16 protein-coding genes are annotated in these 19,588 nt (G+C 67.6%); all 16 read left to right on the forward strand.

Annotation, left to right across the window (positions count from 1 at the left end; translation table 11 throughout):
• The first annotated feature begins 5 nt into the window (after window positions 1–5).
• A complete protein-coding gene (locus BJQ94_RS08385; protein WP_265399945.1) occupies window positions 6–1,586 on the forward strand; it encodes a UDP-N-acetylmuramoyl-L-alanyl-D-glutamate--2,6-diaminopimelate ligase in 1,581 nt (526 codons plus the stop codon).
• Window positions 1,587–2,999 (forward strand): UDP-N-acetylmuramoyl-tripeptide--D-alanyl-D-alanine ligase, encoded by a 1,413-nt coding sequence (murF, locus tag BJQ94_RS08390; RefSeq protein ID WP_265399944.1) that lies wholly within the window; start codon window positions 1,587–1,589, stop codon window positions 2,997–2,999.
• The gene (mraY, locus tag BJQ94_RS08395) at window positions 2,993–4,087 is read left to right on the forward strand and encodes a phospho-N-acetylmuramoyl-pentapeptide-transferase (protein WP_265399943.1); all 1,095 of its coding nucleotides are present in this window, start codon (window positions 2,993–2,995) and stop codon (window positions 4,085–4,087) included. The genes murF and mraY overlap by 7 nt, the downstream gene beginning before the upstream one ends.
• Complete coding sequence (gene murD, locus BJQ94_RS08400; RefSeq protein WP_265400042.1) at window positions 4,087–5,640, forward strand: UDP-N-acetylmuramoyl-L-alanine--D-glutamate ligase; 1,554 nt, start codon at window positions 4,087–4,089, stop codon at window positions 5,638–5,640. Before mraY ends, murD begins: the two co-directional genes overlap by 1 nt.
• On the forward strand, window positions 5,609–6,901 hold the full coding sequence (gene ftsW / locus BJQ94_RS08405; protein ID WP_265399942.1) for a putative lipid II flippase FtsW: 1,293 nt from the start codon (window positions 5,609–5,611) through the stop codon (window positions 6,899–6,901). The genes murD and ftsW overlap by 32 nt, the downstream gene beginning before the upstream one ends.
• Window positions 6,898–7,986, forward strand: a complete 1,089-nt coding sequence (gene murG / locus BJQ94_RS08410; RefSeq protein WP_265399941.1) for an undecaprenyldiphospho-muramoylpentapeptide beta-N-acetylglucosaminyltransferase — start codon at window positions 6,898–6,900, stop codon at window positions 7,984–7,986. The genes ftsW and murG overlap by 4 nt, the downstream gene beginning before the upstream one ends.
• A 172-nt stretch (window positions 7,987–8,158) precedes the next feature.
• Window positions 8,159–9,550 carry a UDP-N-acetylmuramate--L-alanine ligase gene (murC, locus tag BJQ94_RS08415; protein ID WP_265399940.1) on the forward strand — a complete coding sequence of 464 codons (1,392 nt, stop codon included), beginning with the start codon at window positions 8,159–8,161 and terminating at the stop codon, window positions 9,548–9,550.
• A 325-nt stretch (window positions 9,551–9,875) separates the two neighbouring features.
• Window positions 9,876–10,724, forward strand: coding sequence for an FtsQ-type POTRA domain-containing protein (locus BJQ94_RS08420; protein ID WP_265399939.1), 849 nt, complete (start codon window positions 9,876–9,878; stop codon window positions 10,722–10,724).
• A gap of 203 nt (window positions 10,725–10,927) precedes the next feature.
• On the forward strand, window positions 10,928–12,109 hold the full coding sequence (gene ftsZ / locus BJQ94_RS08425) for a cell division protein FtsZ (protein WP_265399938.1): 1,182 nt from the start codon (window positions 10,928–10,930) through the stop codon (window positions 12,107–12,109).
• Window positions 12,110–12,136: 27 nt separating this feature from the next.
• Window positions 12,137–12,850, forward strand: a complete 714-nt coding sequence (locus BJQ94_RS08430) for a YggS family pyridoxal phosphate-dependent enzyme (protein WP_265399937.1) — start codon at window positions 12,137–12,139, stop codon at window positions 12,848–12,850.
• A 19-nt stretch (window positions 12,851–12,869) separates the two neighbouring features.
• Window positions 12,870–13,379 carry a cell division protein SepF gene (gene sepF, locus BJQ94_RS08435; RefSeq protein ID WP_265399936.1) on the forward strand — a complete coding sequence of 170 codons (510 nt, stop codon included), beginning with the start codon at window positions 12,870–12,872 and terminating at the stop codon, window positions 13,377–13,379.
• Between the two features lie 6 nt (window positions 13,380–13,385).
• Entirely contained in the window at window positions 13,386–13,682 is a 297-nt protein-coding gene (locus tag BJQ94_RS08440; protein WP_265399935.1) for a YggT family protein, read from the forward strand.
• 138 nt (window positions 13,683–13,820) lie between these two features.
• Window positions 13,821–14,480 carry a DivIVA domain-containing protein gene (locus BJQ94_RS08445; protein WP_265399934.1) on the forward strand — a complete coding sequence of 220 codons (660 nt, stop codon included), beginning with the start codon at window positions 13,821–13,823 and terminating at the stop codon, window positions 14,478–14,480.
• On the forward strand, window positions 14,470–15,039 hold the full coding sequence (gene lspA / locus BJQ94_RS08450; protein WP_265399933.1) for a signal peptidase II: 570 nt from the start codon (window positions 14,470–14,472) through the stop codon (window positions 15,037–15,039). Before BJQ94_RS08445 ends, lspA begins: the two co-directional genes overlap by 11 nt.
• An 8-nt stretch (window positions 15,040–15,047) precedes the next feature.
• Window positions 15,048–15,968 (forward strand): RluA family pseudouridine synthase, encoded by a 921-nt coding sequence (locus tag BJQ94_RS08455; protein WP_265399932.1) that lies wholly within the window; start codon window positions 15,048–15,050, stop codon window positions 15,966–15,968.
• A 42-nt stretch (window positions 15,969–16,010) separates the two neighbouring features.
• The gene (gene dnaE / locus BJQ94_RS08460; protein ID WP_265399931.1) at window positions 16,011–19,532 is read left to right on the forward strand and encodes a DNA polymerase III subunit alpha; all 3,522 of its coding nucleotides are present in this window, start codon (window positions 16,011–16,013) and stop codon (window positions 19,530–19,532) included.
• Window positions 19,533–19,588: the final 56 nt, after the last annotated feature.

Below are 19,588 nucleotides of genomic sequence, written 5' to 3' on the forward strand. Positions count from 1 at the left end.
GCCCCGTGACCGATTTGGCACCCTCGGCTCTCCGCCCTCAGCATCCGGTCCCGCGGTCGTTGTCGGGACTGGTCGAAGAATTCACACTTGATCTCCGCGGCGACGCCGCAGGCCTCGAGCTGACCGGCATCTGCCTGAGTTCCAGCACCGTGCAGCCCGGCGACCTCTTCGTCGGGGTCCCCGGGCAACGCGGGCACGGTGCCGCCTATGCCTCGGCCGCCCGGGCCGCGGGGGCAGTTGCCGTGTTGACCGACGAGGCCGGCGCGATTCTGGCCCGGGAATCCGGCCTCCCCGTGCTTGTCACGCCCGACGTCAGAGCGGCCCTGGGCACCATTGCCGCGTGGATCCACCACTCCGAGCAGAACCCGGCCACACTCTTCGCCGTCACCGGCACCAACGGCAAGACCAGTGTCGTGTACCTGCTCTTCGCCATCCTCACCCAGCTGGGCGTCACAGCCGGGCTCACCTCCACCGCCGAACGCCGGATCGGTGACGTGTCCGTGACCAGTTCGCTGACCACGCCTGAGGCGACGGAGCTGCACGCCCTCCTGGCCCGGATGCGCGAAGCCGAGGTGCGCGCCGTCGGCATCGAGGTGTCGGCGCAGGCGCTCAGCCAGCATCGGGTCGACGGGATCGTGTTCGACGTGGCCGGCTTCACCAACCTCTCGCACGACCACCTCGACGACTACGCCTCGATGGAGGCCTACTTCCAGACCAAGCTGGAGCTCTTCCAGCCCGACCGCGCCCAGCGCGGTGTCGTGACCGTCGACACCGAGTGGGGCCGCCGGCTCGCCGCCGAATGCCGCATCCCCGTGACCACGCTCGCCAACCGTCACTCGGACGAACGATCCACCAGCACTGCCGTCGGCACCGAGGTCGACGCCGACTGGCACATGAGCGTCGTGGACTTCGGACCCCGGCACACCGAATTCGTGCTGGACGGGCCGGACGGCCGCCGCCTGCAGACCCGGGTGCCGTTGCTCGGGTGGTACATGGCCGCGAACGCCGCTCTGGCCATCGTGCTGCTGGTCGAGTCCGGTTACGACCTCGCGGCCATCGACCAGGTTCTCACCCGCGACGGCGGCATCACCGCGTACGTGCCCGGCCGGGCCGAGCTCATCTCGGGGGATCGCGGTCCGCTGGTCTACATCGACTACGGGCACAGTCCCGATGCGTTCCTCAACACCCTCGCCGCGATCCGCGCGTCGACCACCGGGCGCATTATCATGGTGTTCGGCGCCGACGGCGACCGCGACAAGACCAAGCGTGCCGACATGGGCGCCATCGCCGCCAGAGGCGCTGACGCCGTCGTGATCACCGATTTCCATCCCCGCTTCGAGGACCCCGCCGTGATCAGGGCCACCCTGATGGCCGCGGCCAAGATCGCCGCACCCGGCGGAGAACTCTATGAAGTGCCGGACCCCGCCACAGCATTTCGACGCGCCCTGTCCCTGGCCAAAGCCGGCGACGTCGTGCTTTACGCGGGACCGGGCCACGAGAACTACCAGGAAGTTGCCGGAGTGAAAATCCCATACTCGGCGCGCGAAGACGCCCGAATCGCACTGCACGAAGCCGGGTGGTTGTAGATGATCGCCCTGAGCCTCACCGAGATCGCCGCCGCCGTCACCGGCGAGCTCCACCTCGCCGGCGGATTGACCGCGGACTCCCTCGTGAGCGGCGCTGTGCACACTGATTCCCGCGAGGTCGCCGCCGGCGACGTCTTCATCGCCAAGCCCGGCGAAGAGACCGACGGGCACCTGTTCGCGCCGGCGGCTGTCGCCAACGGCGCCGCCGTGATCGTCGTCGAGCGGCTCCTCGACGTTCCGGTCGCCCAGATCGTGGTGACGGATGCCGTCATCGCCCTCGGCGACCTCGCCACCGAGGTGATCAGGAGAGTCAGGACCGCCGGGCACCTCAAGATCGTCGGAGTGACGGGGTCGAACGGCAAGACCACCACCAAGAACCTGCTCCGCGCCATCCTCGAATCTGTCGGCCCCACCATCGCTGCGAAGGCGTCGTTCAACAACGAGGTCGGCGCCCCGCTCACCATGCTCGGCGTCACGGAGGAGACCAGGTTCCTGGTCGCCGAGATGGGCGCGAGCGCCGAAGGTGAAATCGCCAGGCTCGTGCGGATGGCCCGGCCGGACATCGGCATCGTGCTGAAGGTCGGGCTCGCCCACGCCGGCGGCTTCGGCGGCATCGAAGCCACCGTGCGCACCAAGTCCGAGATGGTCACCGACCTGGGCCCGGACGACGTCGCCATCCTGAACGTCGACGACGACCGCGTGGCCGGTATGGCCGCCGTCACCGCCGCCCGGGTGGTCTGGTTCGGTGAAGGTGACCGGGCGATGGTCCGCGCCTCCGACATCCACGGCAGCCGCACCGGCACGACGTTCACCCTGCACCTGCCCGGCGGCGAGAGCCGGCCCGTATCCTTCCGCGTACTCGGCGAGCACCACGTGATGAACGCCCTGGCCGCCGCGGCCGCCGCGGCCGAACTCGGCGTGTCGATCGACGCCATCGTCACGGGCCTGGAATCCGTCTCCATCGCCGAACGCTGGCGCATGGAGGTGATGGGCGGACGCGACGACATCACCGTGATCAACGATGCCTACAACGCCAGCCCGGACTCCATGACCGCAGCCCTCAAGACCCTCGCCCAGATTCGCAAACCCGACGGCCGCAGCATCGCCGTTCTGGGTGAGATGAGCGAACTGGGGGAGTTGGCCGGCGACGAACACGACAGAATCGGCCTCCTGGCCGTCCGCCTCAACATCTCGCAGCTCGTCGTCGTCGGCCCCGCCGCACGGCGCATGCACATCAGCACCATCAACGAGGGCTCGTGGGACGGGGAATCGGCATACGTCGAGACACCGGACGCGGCCTTCGAACTGCTGCGCGAGACCGTCAAGCCCGGCGACACTGTGCTCGTCAAATCATCAAATTCAGCCGGACTCCGATTCCTCGGAGACCGACTGGGAAAGTTGTACTCGTGGTAGCCCTCCTGCTGGCCGGGATGATGTCCCTCATCTTCACCCTCCTGCTGACCCCGCTGTTCATCCGGCTGTTCCACAAGCTGGGCTGGGGACAGTTCATCAGGGACGACGGTCCCAAGAGCCACCACGCCAAGCGCGGCACCGCCACCATGGGCGGCATCATCATCATCGTCGGTGTCCTGGTCAGCTACTTCCTCGCCATGTGGTTCCAACAGCGTCCGCTCACGGCCTCCCCGCTGCTCGTGCTGTTCATGATGGTCGGTCTCGGACTGGTCGGCTTCCTCGACGACTACCTCAAGACCCGCAACCAGCGCAGCCTCGGCCTCGGCGGCTGGCAGAAGATCGCCGGGCAGGTCGTCGTGGCCGGGGCGTTCGGCTGGATGGCGCTGCAGTTCCCCGACAAGAACGGCCAGACGCCCGCATCCACGCACATCTCCTTCATCAGGGACCTGCCGCTGGACTTCATGAAGCTCGGCACCTTCATCGGCATCGCCGCCTTCATCGTCTGGATCTGCCTGATCGTGGCGGCCACCTCCAACGGCGTCAACGTCACAGACGGCCTCGACGGCCTCGCCACCGGCTCGCTCGTCTTCGCGATCGGCTCCTACATCATCATCGGCTTCTGGCAGTCCAACCAGTCCTGCAACGCCGCCGGAGCGGCCGCGGCCGACCTCTACAAGTGTTACGCCGGCCCGGACTCGTTCGACCTGGCCATCGTGGCCGCCGCCATCGTGGGCGGGCTGATCGGATTCCTCTGGTGGAATACCTCGCCGGCCAAGATCTTCCTGGGCGACACCGGCTCCCTCGGTCTGGGCGGGGCGCTGGCCGCACTGGCCATCCTCAGCCGCACCGAACTGCTGCTCGTGCTCATCGGCGGCCTGTTCGTCATCGAGGCCGGTTCGGTCATCGTGCAGCGCGCCTACTTCAAGGTCACCCACGGCAAGCGCATCTTCCTGATGAGCCCGATCCACCACCACTTCGAGTTGAAGGGCTGGGCCGAGGTCACCGTCGTCGTGCGCTTCTGGATCATCGGCGGCCTGCTCGTCGCCGCCGGTGTCGGCACGTTCTACCTCGAATGGCTGACCCGCTAATGGGCGCCCACTCCTATGACGATGCGGCCGACACGGCCGATCACGGCCGGCTCGACCGGCTGACCAGCTGGCACTCCGACTGGTCCGGACTGCGGGTCGCCGTTCTGGGCCTGGGCATGACCGGCTTCGCCGCCGCTGACACCCTCGCCGAACTCGGCGCAGACGTTCTCGTGGTCGCCGGGCGCGCGCCCGACGACCGGGCCCGGCTGCTCGACGTCCTCGGGATTCCCCTCGTCACCGCCGACCTCGAATCCGCGCCGGCTGAGCTGGTCGCCCACCGCGCAGAGCTCGTGATCGTGTCGCCCGGCTTCCACCCCGACCATGCGCTGCTGCAGTGGGCCGCCGCCCAGCGCATCCCGGTCTGGGGCGACATCGAACTCGCCTGGCGCCTACGCGACAAGGTCGGCGACCCCGCGCCGTGGATCCTCGTGACGGGCACAAACGGCAAGACCACCACCGTGCAGCTGGCTGCCACCATGCTCGCCGCCGCCGGACACCGCGTCGCGCCCTGCGGCAACATCGGCGTGCCGGTGCTTGACGCCATTCGCGACCCGCAGGGCTGGGACGTCCTGGTCGTCGAGCTGTCCAGCTATCAGCTCCACCACCTGCCCGAGCTCGGCCCCGGCGCCCTCGCGCCGCATGCCAGCGTCTGCCTCAATGTGGCCGACGACCACCTGGACTGGCACGGCTCAGCCCAGGCGTACCGCGCGGCCAAAGCGAAGGTCTACAACAACACGGCCGTCGCCTGCGTGTACAACAAGGCCGATCTCGCCACCATGCGGATGGTCGAGGACGCCGAGGTGCAGGACGGCGCTCGCGCCATCGGCTTCGGCCTCGGCGTCCCCGGACCCAGCGACGTGGGGATCGTGGACGGAATCCTCTGCGACCGCGCATTCCTCGAGGACCGCTTCGACACCGCCATCGAGCTCAGCACAGTGGCCGATCTCGCCGGGGTGGGGTTGGCGGCGCCGCACGTGATCGCCAACATCCTCGCCGCCGCGGCTCTGGCCCGGTCCTTCGATGTCGCCCCGGAGGCGATCCGCGCCGCCCTCGCGACGTTCAGCCTCGATGCGCACCGCATCGAGGTTGTCGCCACCCACGGCGGCGTCAGCTGGATCGACGACTCGAAGGCCACCAACCCGCACGCCGCCGATGCGTCCCTCGCGGCGTTCGACTCGGTCGTGTGGCTCGTCGGCGGCCTCCTCAAGGGCGTTGACATCGACGCGCTGGTGGCCAAACACGCCGCACGGTTGCGCGGCGCCGTGGTGATCGGGGTCGAGCGGGCGGAAGTCCTGGCCTCATTCCGGCGACACGCCCCCGCCCTGCGCGTATTCGAGATCGACTCGGATGACACTGGTGAGGTCATGCCGACCGCGGTCAGCCTGGCCGCGGCCATGGCCGAGGCCGGTGACGTGGTTCTGCTGGCGCCCGCTGCGGCGTCTATGGACCAGTTCGCGAGCTACGCGGAACGCGGAGCGAAATTCGCGCAGGCTGTCCACGACTATTTGGGAGGTGGGTCGGATGACGACTCGTCCTCGTACCCGGGTGCCTGAGTCCGCTCCGAACACCGCTCCGAACAGCGCGCGGGTCGCGCTCAGCCGCATCAGTCTCGGCAAGGTCTTCAGGGCTGAGTCCACGAACTACCTGCTCCTGCTCGGCACCACCCTGTTCCTCGTGGTGTTCGGGCTCGTGATGGTGTTGTCCTCGTCCTCGGTGGACTCCTACCTGGAGAACGCCGGTTTCTTCGGCGGCATCTTCCGGCAGGGCATCTTCGCCATGATCGGCATCCCGCTGATGCTCGTGATCAGCCGTCTGCCGGTGCGCTTCTGGAAACGCATCGCCTGGCCGGCCTTGCTCGTGGCCTGTTTCTTCCAGTGCCTGGTGGTCTTCACGCCGCTCGGCGTCACGGTCGCCGGAAACACGAACTGGCTCGACATCGCCGGTGTGCAATTCCAGCCGTCCGAAGCCATCAAGGTGGCCCTGGTGATCTGGCTGGGCGTGATCCTGGCCCAGAAGAAGGACAAACTCGACGACTGGCGCCACGTCTACATCCCCGTGTTCGGCGTCGGCGGCGGCTCGGTCATGCTCGTCATGATCGGCGGCGACCTCGGCACGGTGATCATCATGGCCGGCATCCTGTTCGGCGCCATGTTCTTCGCCGGTGTGCGGCTGCGGATGCTCGCCCTCCCGCTCGTCGTCGGGGTGGTTCTCGGCGGGCTGCTCGCCATCTCCAGCGAGAATCGCCGCACCCGCCTGCTGAGCTTCGCCGTTGACTCCTGCGACACCGTCACCGGCCCGATCTCCGCGGCCTGCTGGCAGCCGCTGCACGGCACCTGGGCGCTGGCCAACGGCGGCATCTTCGGTGTCGGACTGGGCAATTCCAAGGCCAAGTGGTCCTGGCTTCCCGCGGCGGACAACGACTACATCTTCGCCATCATCGGCGAGGAGCTGGGCCTGATCGGGGCCATCGTCGTGCTCCTGATGTTCGTGCTGCTGGCCTTCGCCTTCATCCGCATCCTGCGCGGCACCTCGAGCATGCAGATCAAGGTCACGACCTCCGCCGTCATGGTGTGGATCATCGGCCAGGCACTCGTGAACATCGGTGTCGTGCTCGGCGTGCTCCCCGTGCTCGGCGTACCGCTCCCGCTCATCTCGGCCGGCGGCACGGCCCTGCTCACCACCCTGGCCGCCATCGGCGTCGTGCTGTCCTTCGCACGGAGTGATCACGAGGACCGGCAGGAGACACCCGCCCCGGTCGAGGCCGTTGCGCAGACGAGCCCGCGACCCGCACCGAGACGAGGATCCACCCGATGACGACCTACCTGCTGGCAGGCGGCGGCACCGCCGGCCACGTCAACCCATTGCTCGCTGTGGCGGACGCTCTCATGCTGCGCGACCCCGGCGCCACCGTGCTCGTACTGGGCACCGCTGAGGGCCTGGAAGCCCGTCTGGTTCCTGCACGCGGCTACGAGCTGCTGGTCGTGCCCCGGCTGCCCTTCCCGCGCCGGCCCAACCGGGCCGCGCTCGGATTCCTGCCCCGGATGAACCGGGCCATCAACGACGTGGCCACCATGCTGCGTGAGCGTTCGGTGGATGTCGTCGTCGGCTTCGGCGGGTATGTCGCCAGCCCCGCCTACCTGGCCGCCCGCCGCGCCGGAGTGCCCATCGCGATCCACGAGGCCAACGCCAAACCCGGCCTGGCCAACCGGCTCGGCTCCCGGATGTCCCGGAGCGTCGGGGTGGCGTTCGCCGGAACCCGGCTTCCGCACGCCAGCGTCGTCGGCATGCCGCTCCGCCGGGAGATCGTTCAACTGGACCGGCCCGCCGTGCGGGGGACCGCCCTGGAGTTCTTCGGACTCGACCCCGAACGGCCCACCCTGCTGGTCACCGGCGGGTCCCTCGGCGCCCGCCGGATCAACCGCACCATCGTGGATTCCGCCAGGGCGGTAACCGAAGCAGGCTGGCAGGTGCTGCACATCACCGGTTCGAAGGCTGAGGTCACCGACCCGGGCGTGCCTGGCTACCACATGGTCGCCTACTGCGACCGGATGGACCTCGCTCTCTCCGTCGCCGATGCCGCCGTCTCCAGGGCCGGAGCCGCCACGGTGAGCGAACTGAGCGCCCTGGGCATCCCCGCCGTCTACGTGCCGTACCCGGTGGGCAACGGTGAGCAGCGTTTCAACGCCGCCGACGTCGTCAGGGCCGGCGGCGGCATCCTCGTCGATGACGCCGCCTTCCTGCCCGACTGGGTCGTGTCGACGCTGCTTCCCGTGCTCGCCGATCCCCGCCGCATCCACACCATGGGCGAAGCCGCCCGTTCGGTGGGGGTGCTCGACGGCACCGAACGCATGATCGAACTCATCGACAGGGCCGGCCAACCGCCGCCCGCCGGTCGCTGACCGGTTCCGCAGCGCCCGGCTCGGCACCTGTCCCATTCGACGCCGAGACTGCCGCCGCGTAACGTTGAAGTCACCTGGGCCCTCCAGGCACCGAGCCCTCCAGACACCGAGCCCTCCAGACACCGAGCCATACAGGCACCACCCGCGCTCCGCCAGCAAGAAAGACCGTCACGTGATCAAGCCAGACCTGACTCTCATCGTTCCCGAAGACCTCGGTACCGTGCACTTCGTGGGTATCGGCGGCTCGGGGATGAGCGGAATCGCCCGCCTCTTCCTGGCCGCAGGCCACACCGTGACCGGCTCGGATTCCCGTGACTCCGACAACGTCGAAGCCCTCCGCGCGCTCGGCGCGACGATCACCATCGGGCACGACGCCGCCAATGTCGGCGACGCCGACAGCCTCGTCGTCACCGGTGCCCTCTGGCAGGACAACCCCGAGTATGTGCTTGCCACCGAGCGCGGCCTTCCGGTGCTGCACCGTTCCCAGGCCCTCGCCTGGTTGATCCGTTCCCATCGCCTGGTCTCCGTCGCCGGGGCGCACGGAAAAACGACCTCCACGGGAATGATCGTCACCGGCCTGCTCGGCCTCGGCCAGGACCCGAACTTCGTCAACGGCGGGGTCATCGAATCCCTCGGCGTGAGCGCCGGCAGCGGCGCAGACGACCTCTTCGTCGTCGAGGCCGATGAGTCGGACGGCTCCTTCCTGCTCTACAACACCGGCATCGCCCTCATCACGAACGTGGACCCCGACCACCTCGACCACTACGGCTCACTCGAGGCCTTCGAGGCTGCTTTCGTCGAGTTCGCCCAGAACGCCGACGAACTCGTGGTGATCTCCTCCGACGACCCCGGTGCCGTGCGCGTCACCGGTCGCCTCACCGGGGCGAACATCGTCACCTTCGGGGAAGCCGAGGATGCCGCCGTGCGGGTGCACTCCATCGGCACCTCCGGCCCGGTCAGCTTCAGTGTCAGCTGGAAGGGTGTGGACTACTCGGCCACCCTGCGCGTCCCCGGCCGGCACAACGCCATCAACGCCGCCGGTGCATTCGCCGTTCTCGTCGGACTCGGCCTCGACCCAGCAGACTCCCTCGCCGCTATCGCCGCCTTCGGCGGAACCCAGCGCCGCTTCGAACTGCACGGCACCGTACGCGGCGTGAGCGTCTACGACGACTACGCGCACCACCCCACCGAGGTCGCCGCCGCGCTGTCGGCCGTGCGCACCGTGGTGGGCTCAGGACGCATCATCGCCGTGCACCAGCCGCACCTGTACAGCCGCACCCGCCTGTTCGCCCAGGAGTTCGCCGACACCCTGGAGAAGTACGCCGACGAGACCATCGTGCTCGCGGTCTACGGCGCCAGGGAAGACCCCGTACCCGGTGTGACCGGCGCCCTGGTCTCCGAGCGATTCGCGGACCCGTCCCACGTGGCCTTCATCCCCGAATGGCAGGATGCCGCGGACTACCTGGGCACCATCGCCAGGGAGGGTGACTTCGTCGTGACCCTCGGCTGCGGTGACGTGTATCGCATCGTGCCCCAGCTGCTGGAATCGCTGGAGCGCGGATGAGGCTCGTCCTGGGCTCGCGCGCATGAAGCGTCCCCCCGGCGTCCCTCAGGCGCCCCGGTCGCCCTCGGCGCGTGAACCCGAGCGGGCTGGCGAGAAGCCGACAGGGCGGACCGCCCCGGCGCGGAAGAAGCCCGAGCAGGCACGGTCAGAACCCGATGCGACGACCGAGCCGATCAGCCTGCCGGTAACGAAGAAACAGGCGTCCCCGCAGTCCACCTCATCTGCACCCAGCTCGCCTGCACCCAGCTCGCCTGCACCGCGTTCGCCTGCACCGCGTTCGCCTGCACTCACCCCGCGTGCCGACAAGCCCGCTGCCGCCGGTCTCGTGGCACGGCTGGCCGCACGACGGGCTGCATCGACTGCACCTGCAGCCGCAGCGGACACCGAGGCGCCTGCCGCACCCCTCACCGCCCGCGCGGCCCGCGCGCGGCTCCGTGCCGCCCGGCGCGCCCGCAAGCAGTACGAACGCAGCGAGGTGCGCCGGTTCACGTCCAGGTCGCGCCGTCGACGCAACATCTGGATCGCGGCCGGCGCCACCGTGGCAGTCCTGGTGGCCTTCGTGCTCGTGGGGGTGTACTCGCCGCTGATGGCCCTGCGCACCATCGAGGTCACCGGCACCGAGCGCATCCCGGCCGACGACATCACCGCGGCCCTCGACGGCCAGCTCGGTACCCCGCTGCCGCTCGTGGACCTCGCCGAGGTCAAGCGCGAACTGAGCGAGTTCAGCCTGATCCGCAGCTACGTCACCGAGAGTCGTCCGCCGGACACCCTGGTCGTGCGCATCGTCGAACGCGAGCCGGTTGGAGCCGTGGCCTCTGCCGCCGGATTCGACCTGGTGGACGCGGCCGGCGTCGTCATCACCAGCGGTGCAGACCGACCAGCGGACTATCCCGTCATCGACGCGGCCAATGGTGCCAGCGGTGCCGGTTTCCAGGCTGCGGTGGCCGTGATCGCGGCCCTCCCCGAGGGCATCCGCGGCCAGCTCGATACCGTCACCGCGGCCACGAAGGATGACGTCACCCTCACCCTGGGTGGGGGAGCGCGGGTGGTCTGGGGCAACTCGGAACGCGCGGAGTACAAGGCGATCGTGCTGGCGGCCCTGCTCGTCAGCCATCCGGTGGGAAGCGTCACCGAATACGACGTGTCCTCGCCGGACAGCGCCGTGGTTCGCTAGGGCCGTCGTTCGCCAGGGCCGTCGTTCGCCAGGGCCGTCGTTCGCAGGGACGTCGTCCGGTGAGTTCCACCTGAGTTTTCGCGACACGCGGGCGCGCCTCCCCACCACTATGGGTGTGGCACCTAACTTCGAATTTAGGAATTGCATACTCAGCATAACTTTAAGCCTCGACTAGAGGTTTAGGGTTCCACCGGAGGCCGGACGTGTCAACTAATCAGAACTACCTAGCAGTCATCAAGGTTGTTGGAATTGGCGGCGGCGGCGTGAACGCCGTCAACCGCATGATCGAGCTCGGCCTCCGAGGGGTCGAATTCATCGCCATCAATACGGATGCCCAGGCACTCCTGATGAGCGATGCAGACGTCAAGCTCGACGTCGGCCGCGACCTCACCCGAGGTCTCGGCGCCGGAGCGGACCCCGAGGTCGGCCGTCGCGCCGCCGAGGACCACGCCGAGGAAATCGAAGAGGCGCTGGCCGGAGCCGACATGGTCTTCGTCACCGCCGGCGAGGGTGGTGGCACCGGAACCGGTGGCGCTCCCGTCGTCGCCCGCATCGCCAAGTCCATCGGCGCCCTCACCATCGGTGTCGTCACCAAGCCGTTCGGCTTCGAGGGCAAGCGTCGCCAGGCCCAGGCCGAGACCGGCGTCGCCTCGCTCAAGAACGAGGTCGACACCCTCATCGTCGTGCCGAACGACCGCCTGCTGGAGATCAGCGACCGCGGCATCAGCATGCTCGAGGCGTTCGCCACCGCAGACCAGGTGCTCCTCGCCGGTGTGCAGGGCATCACCGACCTGATCACCACCCCCGGCCTGATCAACCTCGACTTCGCCGACGTCAAGTCGGTCATGCAGGGTGCCGGTTCCGCCCTGATGGGTATCGGTTCCTCCCGCGGAGCCGACCGTGCCATCAAGGCCGCCGAACTCGCTGTGGCGTCCCCGCTGCTCGAGGCGTCGATCGACGGCGCCCACGGCGTACTGCTGTCCATCCAGGGTGGCTCCAACCTCGGCATCTTCGAGATCAACGATGCGGCCCGCCTGGTGCAGGAAGCCGTGCACCCCGAAGCCAACATCATCTTCGGTGCGGTCATCGACGACACCCTCGGCGACGAGGTCCGCGTCACCGTCATCGCCGCAGGTTTCGACGGCGGTGAGCCCGGCGCCAAGGTGGCCGAGGTTCGCCGCTCCGACCTGGTCGCCGCGGGTGTGGCTGCCGGGGTCTCCGGTGCTGCCGCCGCGACCGGCACGGATGCCTCGAGCGCGTACACGGTGGAAGACCCGGCCGCTTCGGTCTGGTCCACCGTGGACTCCGCCGCGAGCACTCCCGTCGCCGACCCGGCGTTCGAGGACGAGTCCGACGATCTGGACATCCCCGACTTCCTCAAGTAATGGCTGAGAATCAGTGAGCGCCACGTAATGGGTGAAGCAGACCTCTCCCAGCGGTTGGCGACCGTGCAGGGCGGCATAGCCGACGCTGCACGGTCCGCCGGCCGGCCGGTGACCGACATCACGACAGTTGTCGTGACGAAGTTCCAGCCGGTGTCGCTGGTGCGTGAGCTCCTCGAGCTCGGCGTGCGCGATTTCGGCGAGAGCCGGCACCAGGAAGCCCAGGCGAAAGCCGCGGAGCTGTCCGGATCCGGCATCACCTGGCACTTCGTCGGCCAGGTGCAGGGCAAGAAGGCCCGGCAGGTGCGCGCGTACTCGTCGGTGATCCACTCCGTCGACCGCGAATCGCTCGTCGACGCCCTCGGCAGCCCTGTCGAGGCATCCGCTGGTGACGCCGTCGGGGTGGACTGCTTCGTGCAGGTCAACCTCACCGACGACCCGGCCAGGGGTGGCGTGTCCATCCCCAACCTCGCTCCGCTGGTGGAGCGGGTGCTCACGACGCCAGGGCTCACCCTGTTGGGCCTGATGGCCGTCGCACCCCTCGGGGCGGACCCACGGCGATCCTTCGCCCTGGTGTCCGAGCTGGGCGCCCAGATGCGGGGCATCGCGCCAGACGCGCGGTACCTGTCGATGGGAATGTCCCAGGACTACGCGGCCGCCATCGCGGAGGGCGCGACACACCTGCGAATTGGCACCGCAATCACCGGGAATCGCCCGGCACCGGTTAATCTGAAAACGTCGTAAAACCAACACGGAGGTCGAGATGTCCAACCCGCTCAAGAAAACCATGGTCTACCTGGGTCTGGCAGACGAAGAGCTGGAATATGAGGAACCCGCCGCGGCTCCCGTCTCCACTCTCCCCACCCAGTCCGCGCACGCCGCGAGCTCCCACGCGGCCGCGCCCGTGAACGGGTCGCACTCCTCGGGCCGAGCACCGGTCACGCCGTTGCACAAGACCTCCACCCCCAAGAATGTTGTCGTGTCTGAAATGAACGAGATCCTCACCGTCCACCCCCGCCAGTACCGCGACGCCCAGGTCATCGCCGAGTCCTTCCGTGAGGGCATCCCGGTCATCATCAACCTGTCCCAGATGAGCGACGCCGACGCGCGCCGCCTGATCGACTTCGCCAGTGGCCTGTCGCAGGGGCTGTACGGCAAGATCGAGCGTGTCACGGCCAAGGTCTTCCTCCTGTCGCCGTCGCACGTCGTGATCTCGGGCGACAACGCCGCCGAGGAAGGGGACGCCGATTCCTCCTTCTTCGCCCAGTCGTAACCCAGCGTGTTCCTTCTCTCGCTGATCGGTTCGATCGCTTACTTCGTCTTCCTGCTGTACTTCTTCGTAATGTGGGGACGCTTCATCGTGGACCTGGTGCGCGGAGTGAACCGGGCCTGGCGGCCGCAGGGCTTCGTGCTCGTGCTCATCGAGCTCGTGTACACGCTGACCGACCCGCCAATCAACTTCTTCCGCCGGATCTTTCCGCCGCTGCGACTCGGTCCGATCGCCTTCGACTTCGGCTGGAGCCTGACTATGCTGTGTTGCATCATCGGGATGTCGATTGCAGGGTTTCTGCGCTGACCCGCAGCCCCGCCGGTGCCCCGGCATGTATTCTTGATCGATGACGGCCTACCGGCCCGGTCTTGCACCGAGAGCCAGTCGGTCCCACGCACGTGTTCGTAACAACTGTTCTTACAATGAGTTTTGAGGTGGAAAGCCATGGCGCTAACTCCGGAAGATGTAGTCAACAAGCGGTTCCAGTCGACCAAGTTCCGTGAGGGATATGACCAGGACGAGGTTGACGACTTCCTCGACGAGGTCGTTGTCGAGCTGCGACGCCTGACCCAGGAGAACGAGGAGCTCAAGGCTCGTCTCTCCGGTGGGGAAACCCCTGCTCCCGTCAGCGCGGCGCCGGCCCAGGCCGCTGAGCCCGTCAACACCCCCGAGCCCGTCGCAGAGCCCGTTGCGGCCGTCGTGCCCGAGCCCGTCGCCGCAGCGCCAGTGGCCGAGCCGATCGACGAGACCGCCGGCACGACGAACCTTCTGCAGCTGGCCCGCCGCCTGCACGAGGAGCACGTCAAGGAAGGCGCCGAGAAGCGCGACGCCCTGATCGCCGAGGGCCACGCCACGGCAGCCCGCGTGATCGCGGAGTCCGAAGCCAAGCAGCGCGCCCAGATCAACGTCCTCGAGCAGGAGCGTTCGGTCCTCGAGAACAAGATCGAGGAACTGCGCACCTTCGAGCGCGAGTACCGCCAGAAGCTGAAGAGCTACATCGAGGGTCAGCTCCGCGACCTCGACTCCGCCTCGCCCGTCGGCGCAGGCGCCGGCAAGGACTCGGGAAACTCGCCGAAGGCGAGCTTCCAGGGCTTTGGCGCGTAGCACCAGCGCGAAGGTCAGTTACCGCGCACTCCTCGTCCTGGCCCTGGTGGCTTGCGGCGGGTATGCGTTCGATCAGCTCAGCAAGGCCCTCGTCGTCCGCACGATGACCGAGGGCGAAACCGCTCGGGTTCTGGGTGATGTGCTCCAACTGCACTTCATCCGGAACCCGGGCGCTGCATTTTCCTTCGCCACCGGCCTCACCTGGGTGTTCTCACTCATTGCGGCCGGTGTCGTCGTGTTCATCGTGGTGTTCGCGCGGCGCATCCGCTCCACCCGGTGGGCCCTCGTCTTCGGACTCCTGCTCGGCGGGGTACTCGGCAATCTGACCGACCGCCTGTTCCGTGAGCCAAGCTTCGGAATGGGCCACGTGGTCGACTTCATCTACACGCCCTGGATGATGCCGGCGATCTACAACATCGCCGACTCCTGCATCGTCGTGAGCATGGTTCTCTTCATGCTGCTCACCCTGCGTGGCATCGGCCTCGACGGCCGCCGCACATCCGCAGCGGAGGCCCCCGCCGCAGCGGACGCCCCCGCCTCACTCGTCACCCCCAACTGAACGGCATCATGGAAAACCGAGCACTTCCCCTGCCAGACGGCCTGGACGGTGTGCGCGTCGACGCGGGCATCGCCAAGCTGTTCGGCTTCTCCCGCAGCTTCGCGGCAGAGATCGCCGAAGCCGACGGGGTCACCCAAGACGGCGTGGTCGTCGGCAAGTCCGACAAACTCCGCGCAGGGGCCTGGCTCGACGTGAGCTGGGCGCCCAAGCAGGACCTGGTCATCGTTCCCATCGCGGTTCCAGACCTCACCATCGTGCACGACGACGACGACATCGTCGTGGTCAACAAGCCGTCCGGCGTCGCCGCCCACCCGAGCGTGGGCTGGACCGGTCCGACGGTGCTCGGCGCCCTCGCGGCCGCCGGCTACCGTATCGCCACCAGCGGCGCATCCGAACGCGCGGGGATCGTGCACCGCCTCGACGTCGGCACCAGCGGCCTCATGGTGGTTGCCAAGTCCGAGCACGCCTACACGCACCTCAAGCGCGCGTTCCACGACCGTGAGGTCCAGAAGATCTACCATGCCGTCGTTCAGGGCCACCCAGACCCGTCCAGCGGCACCATCGACGCGCCGATCGGGCGCCACCCGCGATCGGACTGGAAGTTCGCCGTCATCGCCGGCGGCAAGGATTCCATCACCCACTACGAGACGCTCGAGGCGTTCCCCTCCGCGTCCCTGCTCGAGGTGCACCTGGAGACCGGCCGCACCCACCAGATCCGCGTGCACATGGCCGCCCAGCGGCATCCCTGCGTCGGCGACGCCATGTACGGCGCCGAAGCGAAGATCACCGCACGGCTCGGCCTCACCCGGCAGTGGCTGGTTGCCAAACAGCTCTCCTTCGAGCACCCGTCCAGCCGGGAATGGGTGACGTTCAACGCCGAATATCCCGAGGACCTGGCCAACGCCCTGCGCATCCTGCGCGCCGATTAGTATCGTCCTCACTAATACATCACCAGAGCAGCTGGAGCAGTCGTGTCGCCGCAGAATGATTCGTTCGTCCACCTCCACGTGCACAGCGAGTACTCAATGCTCGACGGTGCCGCGCGCGTCAAACCGCTGATCGCGGCCGCCGCCGAACAGAAGATGCCCGCCATCGCGGTCACCGACCACGGTAACGTCTTCGGGGCGTTCGACTTCTGGAAGACCGCCACCGACGCGGGCATCAAGCCCATCATCGGCACCGAGGCCTACATCACGCCGGGAACCGACCGCCGCGACAAGACCCGCGTGCGCTGGGGCACCAACGCCCAGAACCGCGACGACGTCGGTGGTAGCGGCGCGTACACGCACATGACCCTGCTCTCGGAGAACACCGAGGGTATGCACAACCTCTTCAGGCTGTCCTCGCTCGCCTCCCTCGAGGGTTACTACTTCAAGCCGCGCATGGACCGGGAGCTGCTCAGCACCTACTCCAAAGGCCTGATCGGCACGACCGGATGCGTCGGTGGCGAGGTACAGACCCGGCTGCGGCTGGGCCAGTACGACGAGGCCAGGCAGGCGGCGGGGGAGCTGCGGGACATCTTCGGCAAGGACAACTTCTTCTGCGAGATCATGGACCACGGCATCGACATCGAGCGCCGCACCATGACCGATCTGCTCAAGCTGGCCAAGGAACTCGACCTGCCGCTGGTAGCCACGAACGACCTGCATTACACCCACGCGCACGACGCCACGGCGCACGCCGCGCTGCTCTGCGTGCAGTCCGCCTCCACCCTCGACGACCCCAACCGGTTCAAGTTCGACTCCAACGAGTTCTACCTCAAGACCGCCGCCGAGATGCGGCACCTCTTCAGGGACAACCCGGAGGCCTGCGACAACACGCTGCTCATCGCCGAGCGGTGCGAGGTGAAGTTCAACACCCAGGCCAACTACATGCCCCGTTTCCCCACCCCGGAGGGCGAGAACGAGGAGAGCTGGTTCATCAAGGAGACCGAGCTCGGCCTGATCCGCCGCTACCCGAATGGCATCTCCGCGGCCGTCCGCAAGCAGGCCGACTACGAGGTCGGCGTCATCACCCAGATGGGCTTCCCCGGCTACTTCCTCGTCGTCGCCGACTTCATCAACTGGTCCAAGGACAACGGCATCAGGGTCGGCCCCGGCCGTGGCTCCGGTGCAGGGTCGATGGTGGCATACGCCATGGGCATCACCGACCTCGACCCGCTCGTGCACGGCCTGATCTTCGAGCGCTTCCTCAACCCCGACCGCGTCTCCATGCCCGACTTCGACGTCGACTTCGACGATCGTCGCCGCGGCGAGGTCATCCACTACGTCACCGAGAAGTACGGCGCCGAGCGCGTAGCCCAGATCGTCACCTACGGCACCATCAAGGCCAAGCAGGCCCTCAAGGACTCCAGCCGGGTACTCGGCTTCCCGTTCGGCATGGGTGACAAGCTCACCAAGGCGATGCCGCAGCCCATCATGGGCAAGGACATGCCGCTCACCGGCATGTTCGACAAGGACCACCCCCGTTACCGCGAGGCCGGTGACTTCCGCGCCGTCATCGAGACGGACGCAGAGGCCCGAACGGTCTTCGACACCGCGCTCGGCATCGAGAACCTCAAGCGCCAGTGGGGCGTGCACGCGGCCGGCGTCATCATGTCCAGCGACCCGCTCATCGACATCATCCCGATCATGCGCCGCGAGGCCGACGGCCAGATCGTCACGCAGTTCGACTACCCGGCCTGCGAGTCCCTCGGGCTGATCAAGATGGACTTCCTGGGTCTGCGCAACCTCACCATCATCGACGACACCCTCGACAACATCGAGGCCAACCGCGGTCACCGCCCGGTGCTCGAAGACCTCGGCCTCGACGACCCGCTGGCCTATGAGCTGCTCGCCCGCGGGGACACCCTCGGGGTGTTCCAGCTCGACGGCGGGCCCATGCGGGCGCTGCTGCGCAGCATGAAGCCCGACAACTTCGAAGACATCTCGGCCGTCATCGCTCTCTACCGGCCCGGTCCCATGGGTGCGAACTCGCACACCAACTACGCGCTGCGCAAGACCGGCCAGCAGGAGATCGTCCCGATCCACAAGGAGCTCGAGGAGCCCCTCAAGGACATCATCGGCGGCACCTACGGACTCATCGTGTACCAGGAGCAGGTGATGTCGATCGCGCAGAAGCTGGCCGGCTTCTCGCTCGGCCAGGCCGACCTGCTGCGACGCGCGATGGGCAAGAAGAAGAAGTCCGAGCTGGACAAGCAGTTCGAGGGCTTCTCCGGCGGAATGATGGCCAACGGCTACTCGATGGAAGCCGTTACCACCGTGTGGAACATCCTTCTACCGTTCTCCGATTACGCCTTCAACAAGGCCCACTCGGCCGCCTACGGCGTGCTCTCCTACTGGACGGCCTACCTCAAGGCGCACTACCCGGCCGAGTACATGGCGGCCCTGCTCACGAGCGTCGGCGACGCCCGCGACAAGCTCGCGCTCTACCTCAACGAGTGCCGGCGTATGGGCATCCAGGTGCTCCCGCCGGATGTGAACGAGTCGATCGGCTTCTTCGCCGCCGTCGGCACCGACATCCGCTTCGGCCTGGGCGCCGTGCGCAACGTCGGTTTCAATGTCGTCGAGTCCATCAGGGCAGCCCGCACCGAGAAGGGCGACTTCGAGTCGTTCCACGACTTCCTGCGCAAGGTTCCGCTGCAGGTCACGAACAAGCGCACCGTCGAATCCCTGATCAAGTCCGGCGCGTTCGATTCCCTCGGCGCCACCCGCCGGGCCATGTTCGAGATCCACGAGGGCGCGGTCGACTCCGCCGTCAAGATCAAGCGCGACGAGTCGCACGGCATGGTCGGTTTCGACTTCGACAGCCTCTTCGACGATCCGCAGGAGACCGACCAGGTGCCGGACCGGCCGGAGTGGAGCAAGAAGGAGAAGCTGGCGCTCGAGCGCGACATGCTCGGCCTCTACGTCTCCGACCATCCGCTGGCCGGACTCGAGATCCCGCTCGCGAAGCACGCCAGCACCACCATCACCGACCTGATCAGCTCTGAACACACCCAGGACGCCGACACCGTCACTGTCGCCGGTCTGATCACGAACGTGCAGCATCGCATCGCGAAGAAGTCCGGCAATCAGTACGGCATCATCTCCGTCGAGGACTTCGGCGGCGAGATCGACGTGATGTTCATGGGCAAGGCCTACCAGGAGTTCTCGCTCGACCTGATCAGCGACTCCGTCGTGGTCGTGCGCGGGCGGGTGAGCATGCGCGATGACGGCATGAACCTGCACGCCTACAGCATCTTCGCTCCCGAACTCGGGCAGGCATCCGACCACGGCACCCTGTCGATCACCCTGTTCGAGGCCAGGGCCACCACCGACACCGTCACCCAGCTGGGTGAGGTGCTCAAACGGCACGGCGGCACCTCCGAGGTGCGGCTGAAGCTGATCAAGGGTGACACCGCCCGGGTCTTCGAACTGCCGTCCCGCGTGACGGTGACGGCCGACCTCTTCGGCGAACTGAAGAGTCTCCTCGGCCCCTACTGCCTCACCTGATCCGCGTTCCCGCCACAGTCCGCCCTGCCGGCTAGGTGCGCCCTCGCCGGTCGAGC

The organism is Cryobacterium sp. SO2 (assembly GCF_026151165.2).
In the GTDB taxonomy this organism is placed as follows: Bacteria; Actinomycetota; Actinomycetes; order Actinomycetales; family Microbacteriaceae; genus Cryobacterium.

Excerpts from the sequence above, each read along its gene's own strand:
- BJQ94_RS08445 (WP_265399934.1), top strand. The coding sequence starts at position 13,821 with ATGGCGCTAACTCCGGAAGATGTAGTCAACAAGCGGTTCCAGTCGACC.
- BJQ94_RS08455 (WP_265399932.1), top strand. The coding sequence starts at position 15,048 with ATGGAAAACCGAGCACTTCCCCTGCCAGACGGCCTGGACGGTGTGCGC.
- murG (WP_265399941.1), top strand. The coding sequence starts at position 6,898 with ATGACGACCTACCTGCTGGCAGGCGGCGGCACCGCCGGCCACGTCAAC.
- murF (WP_265399944.1), top strand. The coding sequence starts at position 1,587 with ATGATCGCCCTGAGCCTCACCGAGATCGCCGCCGCCGTCACCGGCGAG.
- murD (WP_265400042.1), top strand. The coding sequence starts at position 4,087 with ATGGGCGCCCACTCCTATGACGATGCGGCCGACACGGCCGATCACGGC.
- ftsW (WP_265399942.1), top strand. The coding sequence starts at position 5,609 with ATGACGACTCGTCCTCGTACCCGGGTGCCTGAGTCCGCTCCGAACACC.
- sepF (WP_265399936.1), top strand. The coding sequence starts at position 12,870 with ATGTCCAACCCGCTCAAGAAAACCATGGTCTACCTGGGTCTGGCAGAC.
- BJQ94_RS08430 (WP_265399937.1), top strand. The coding sequence starts at position 12,137 with ATGGGTGAAGCAGACCTCTCCCAGCGGTTGGCGACCGTGCAGGGCGGC.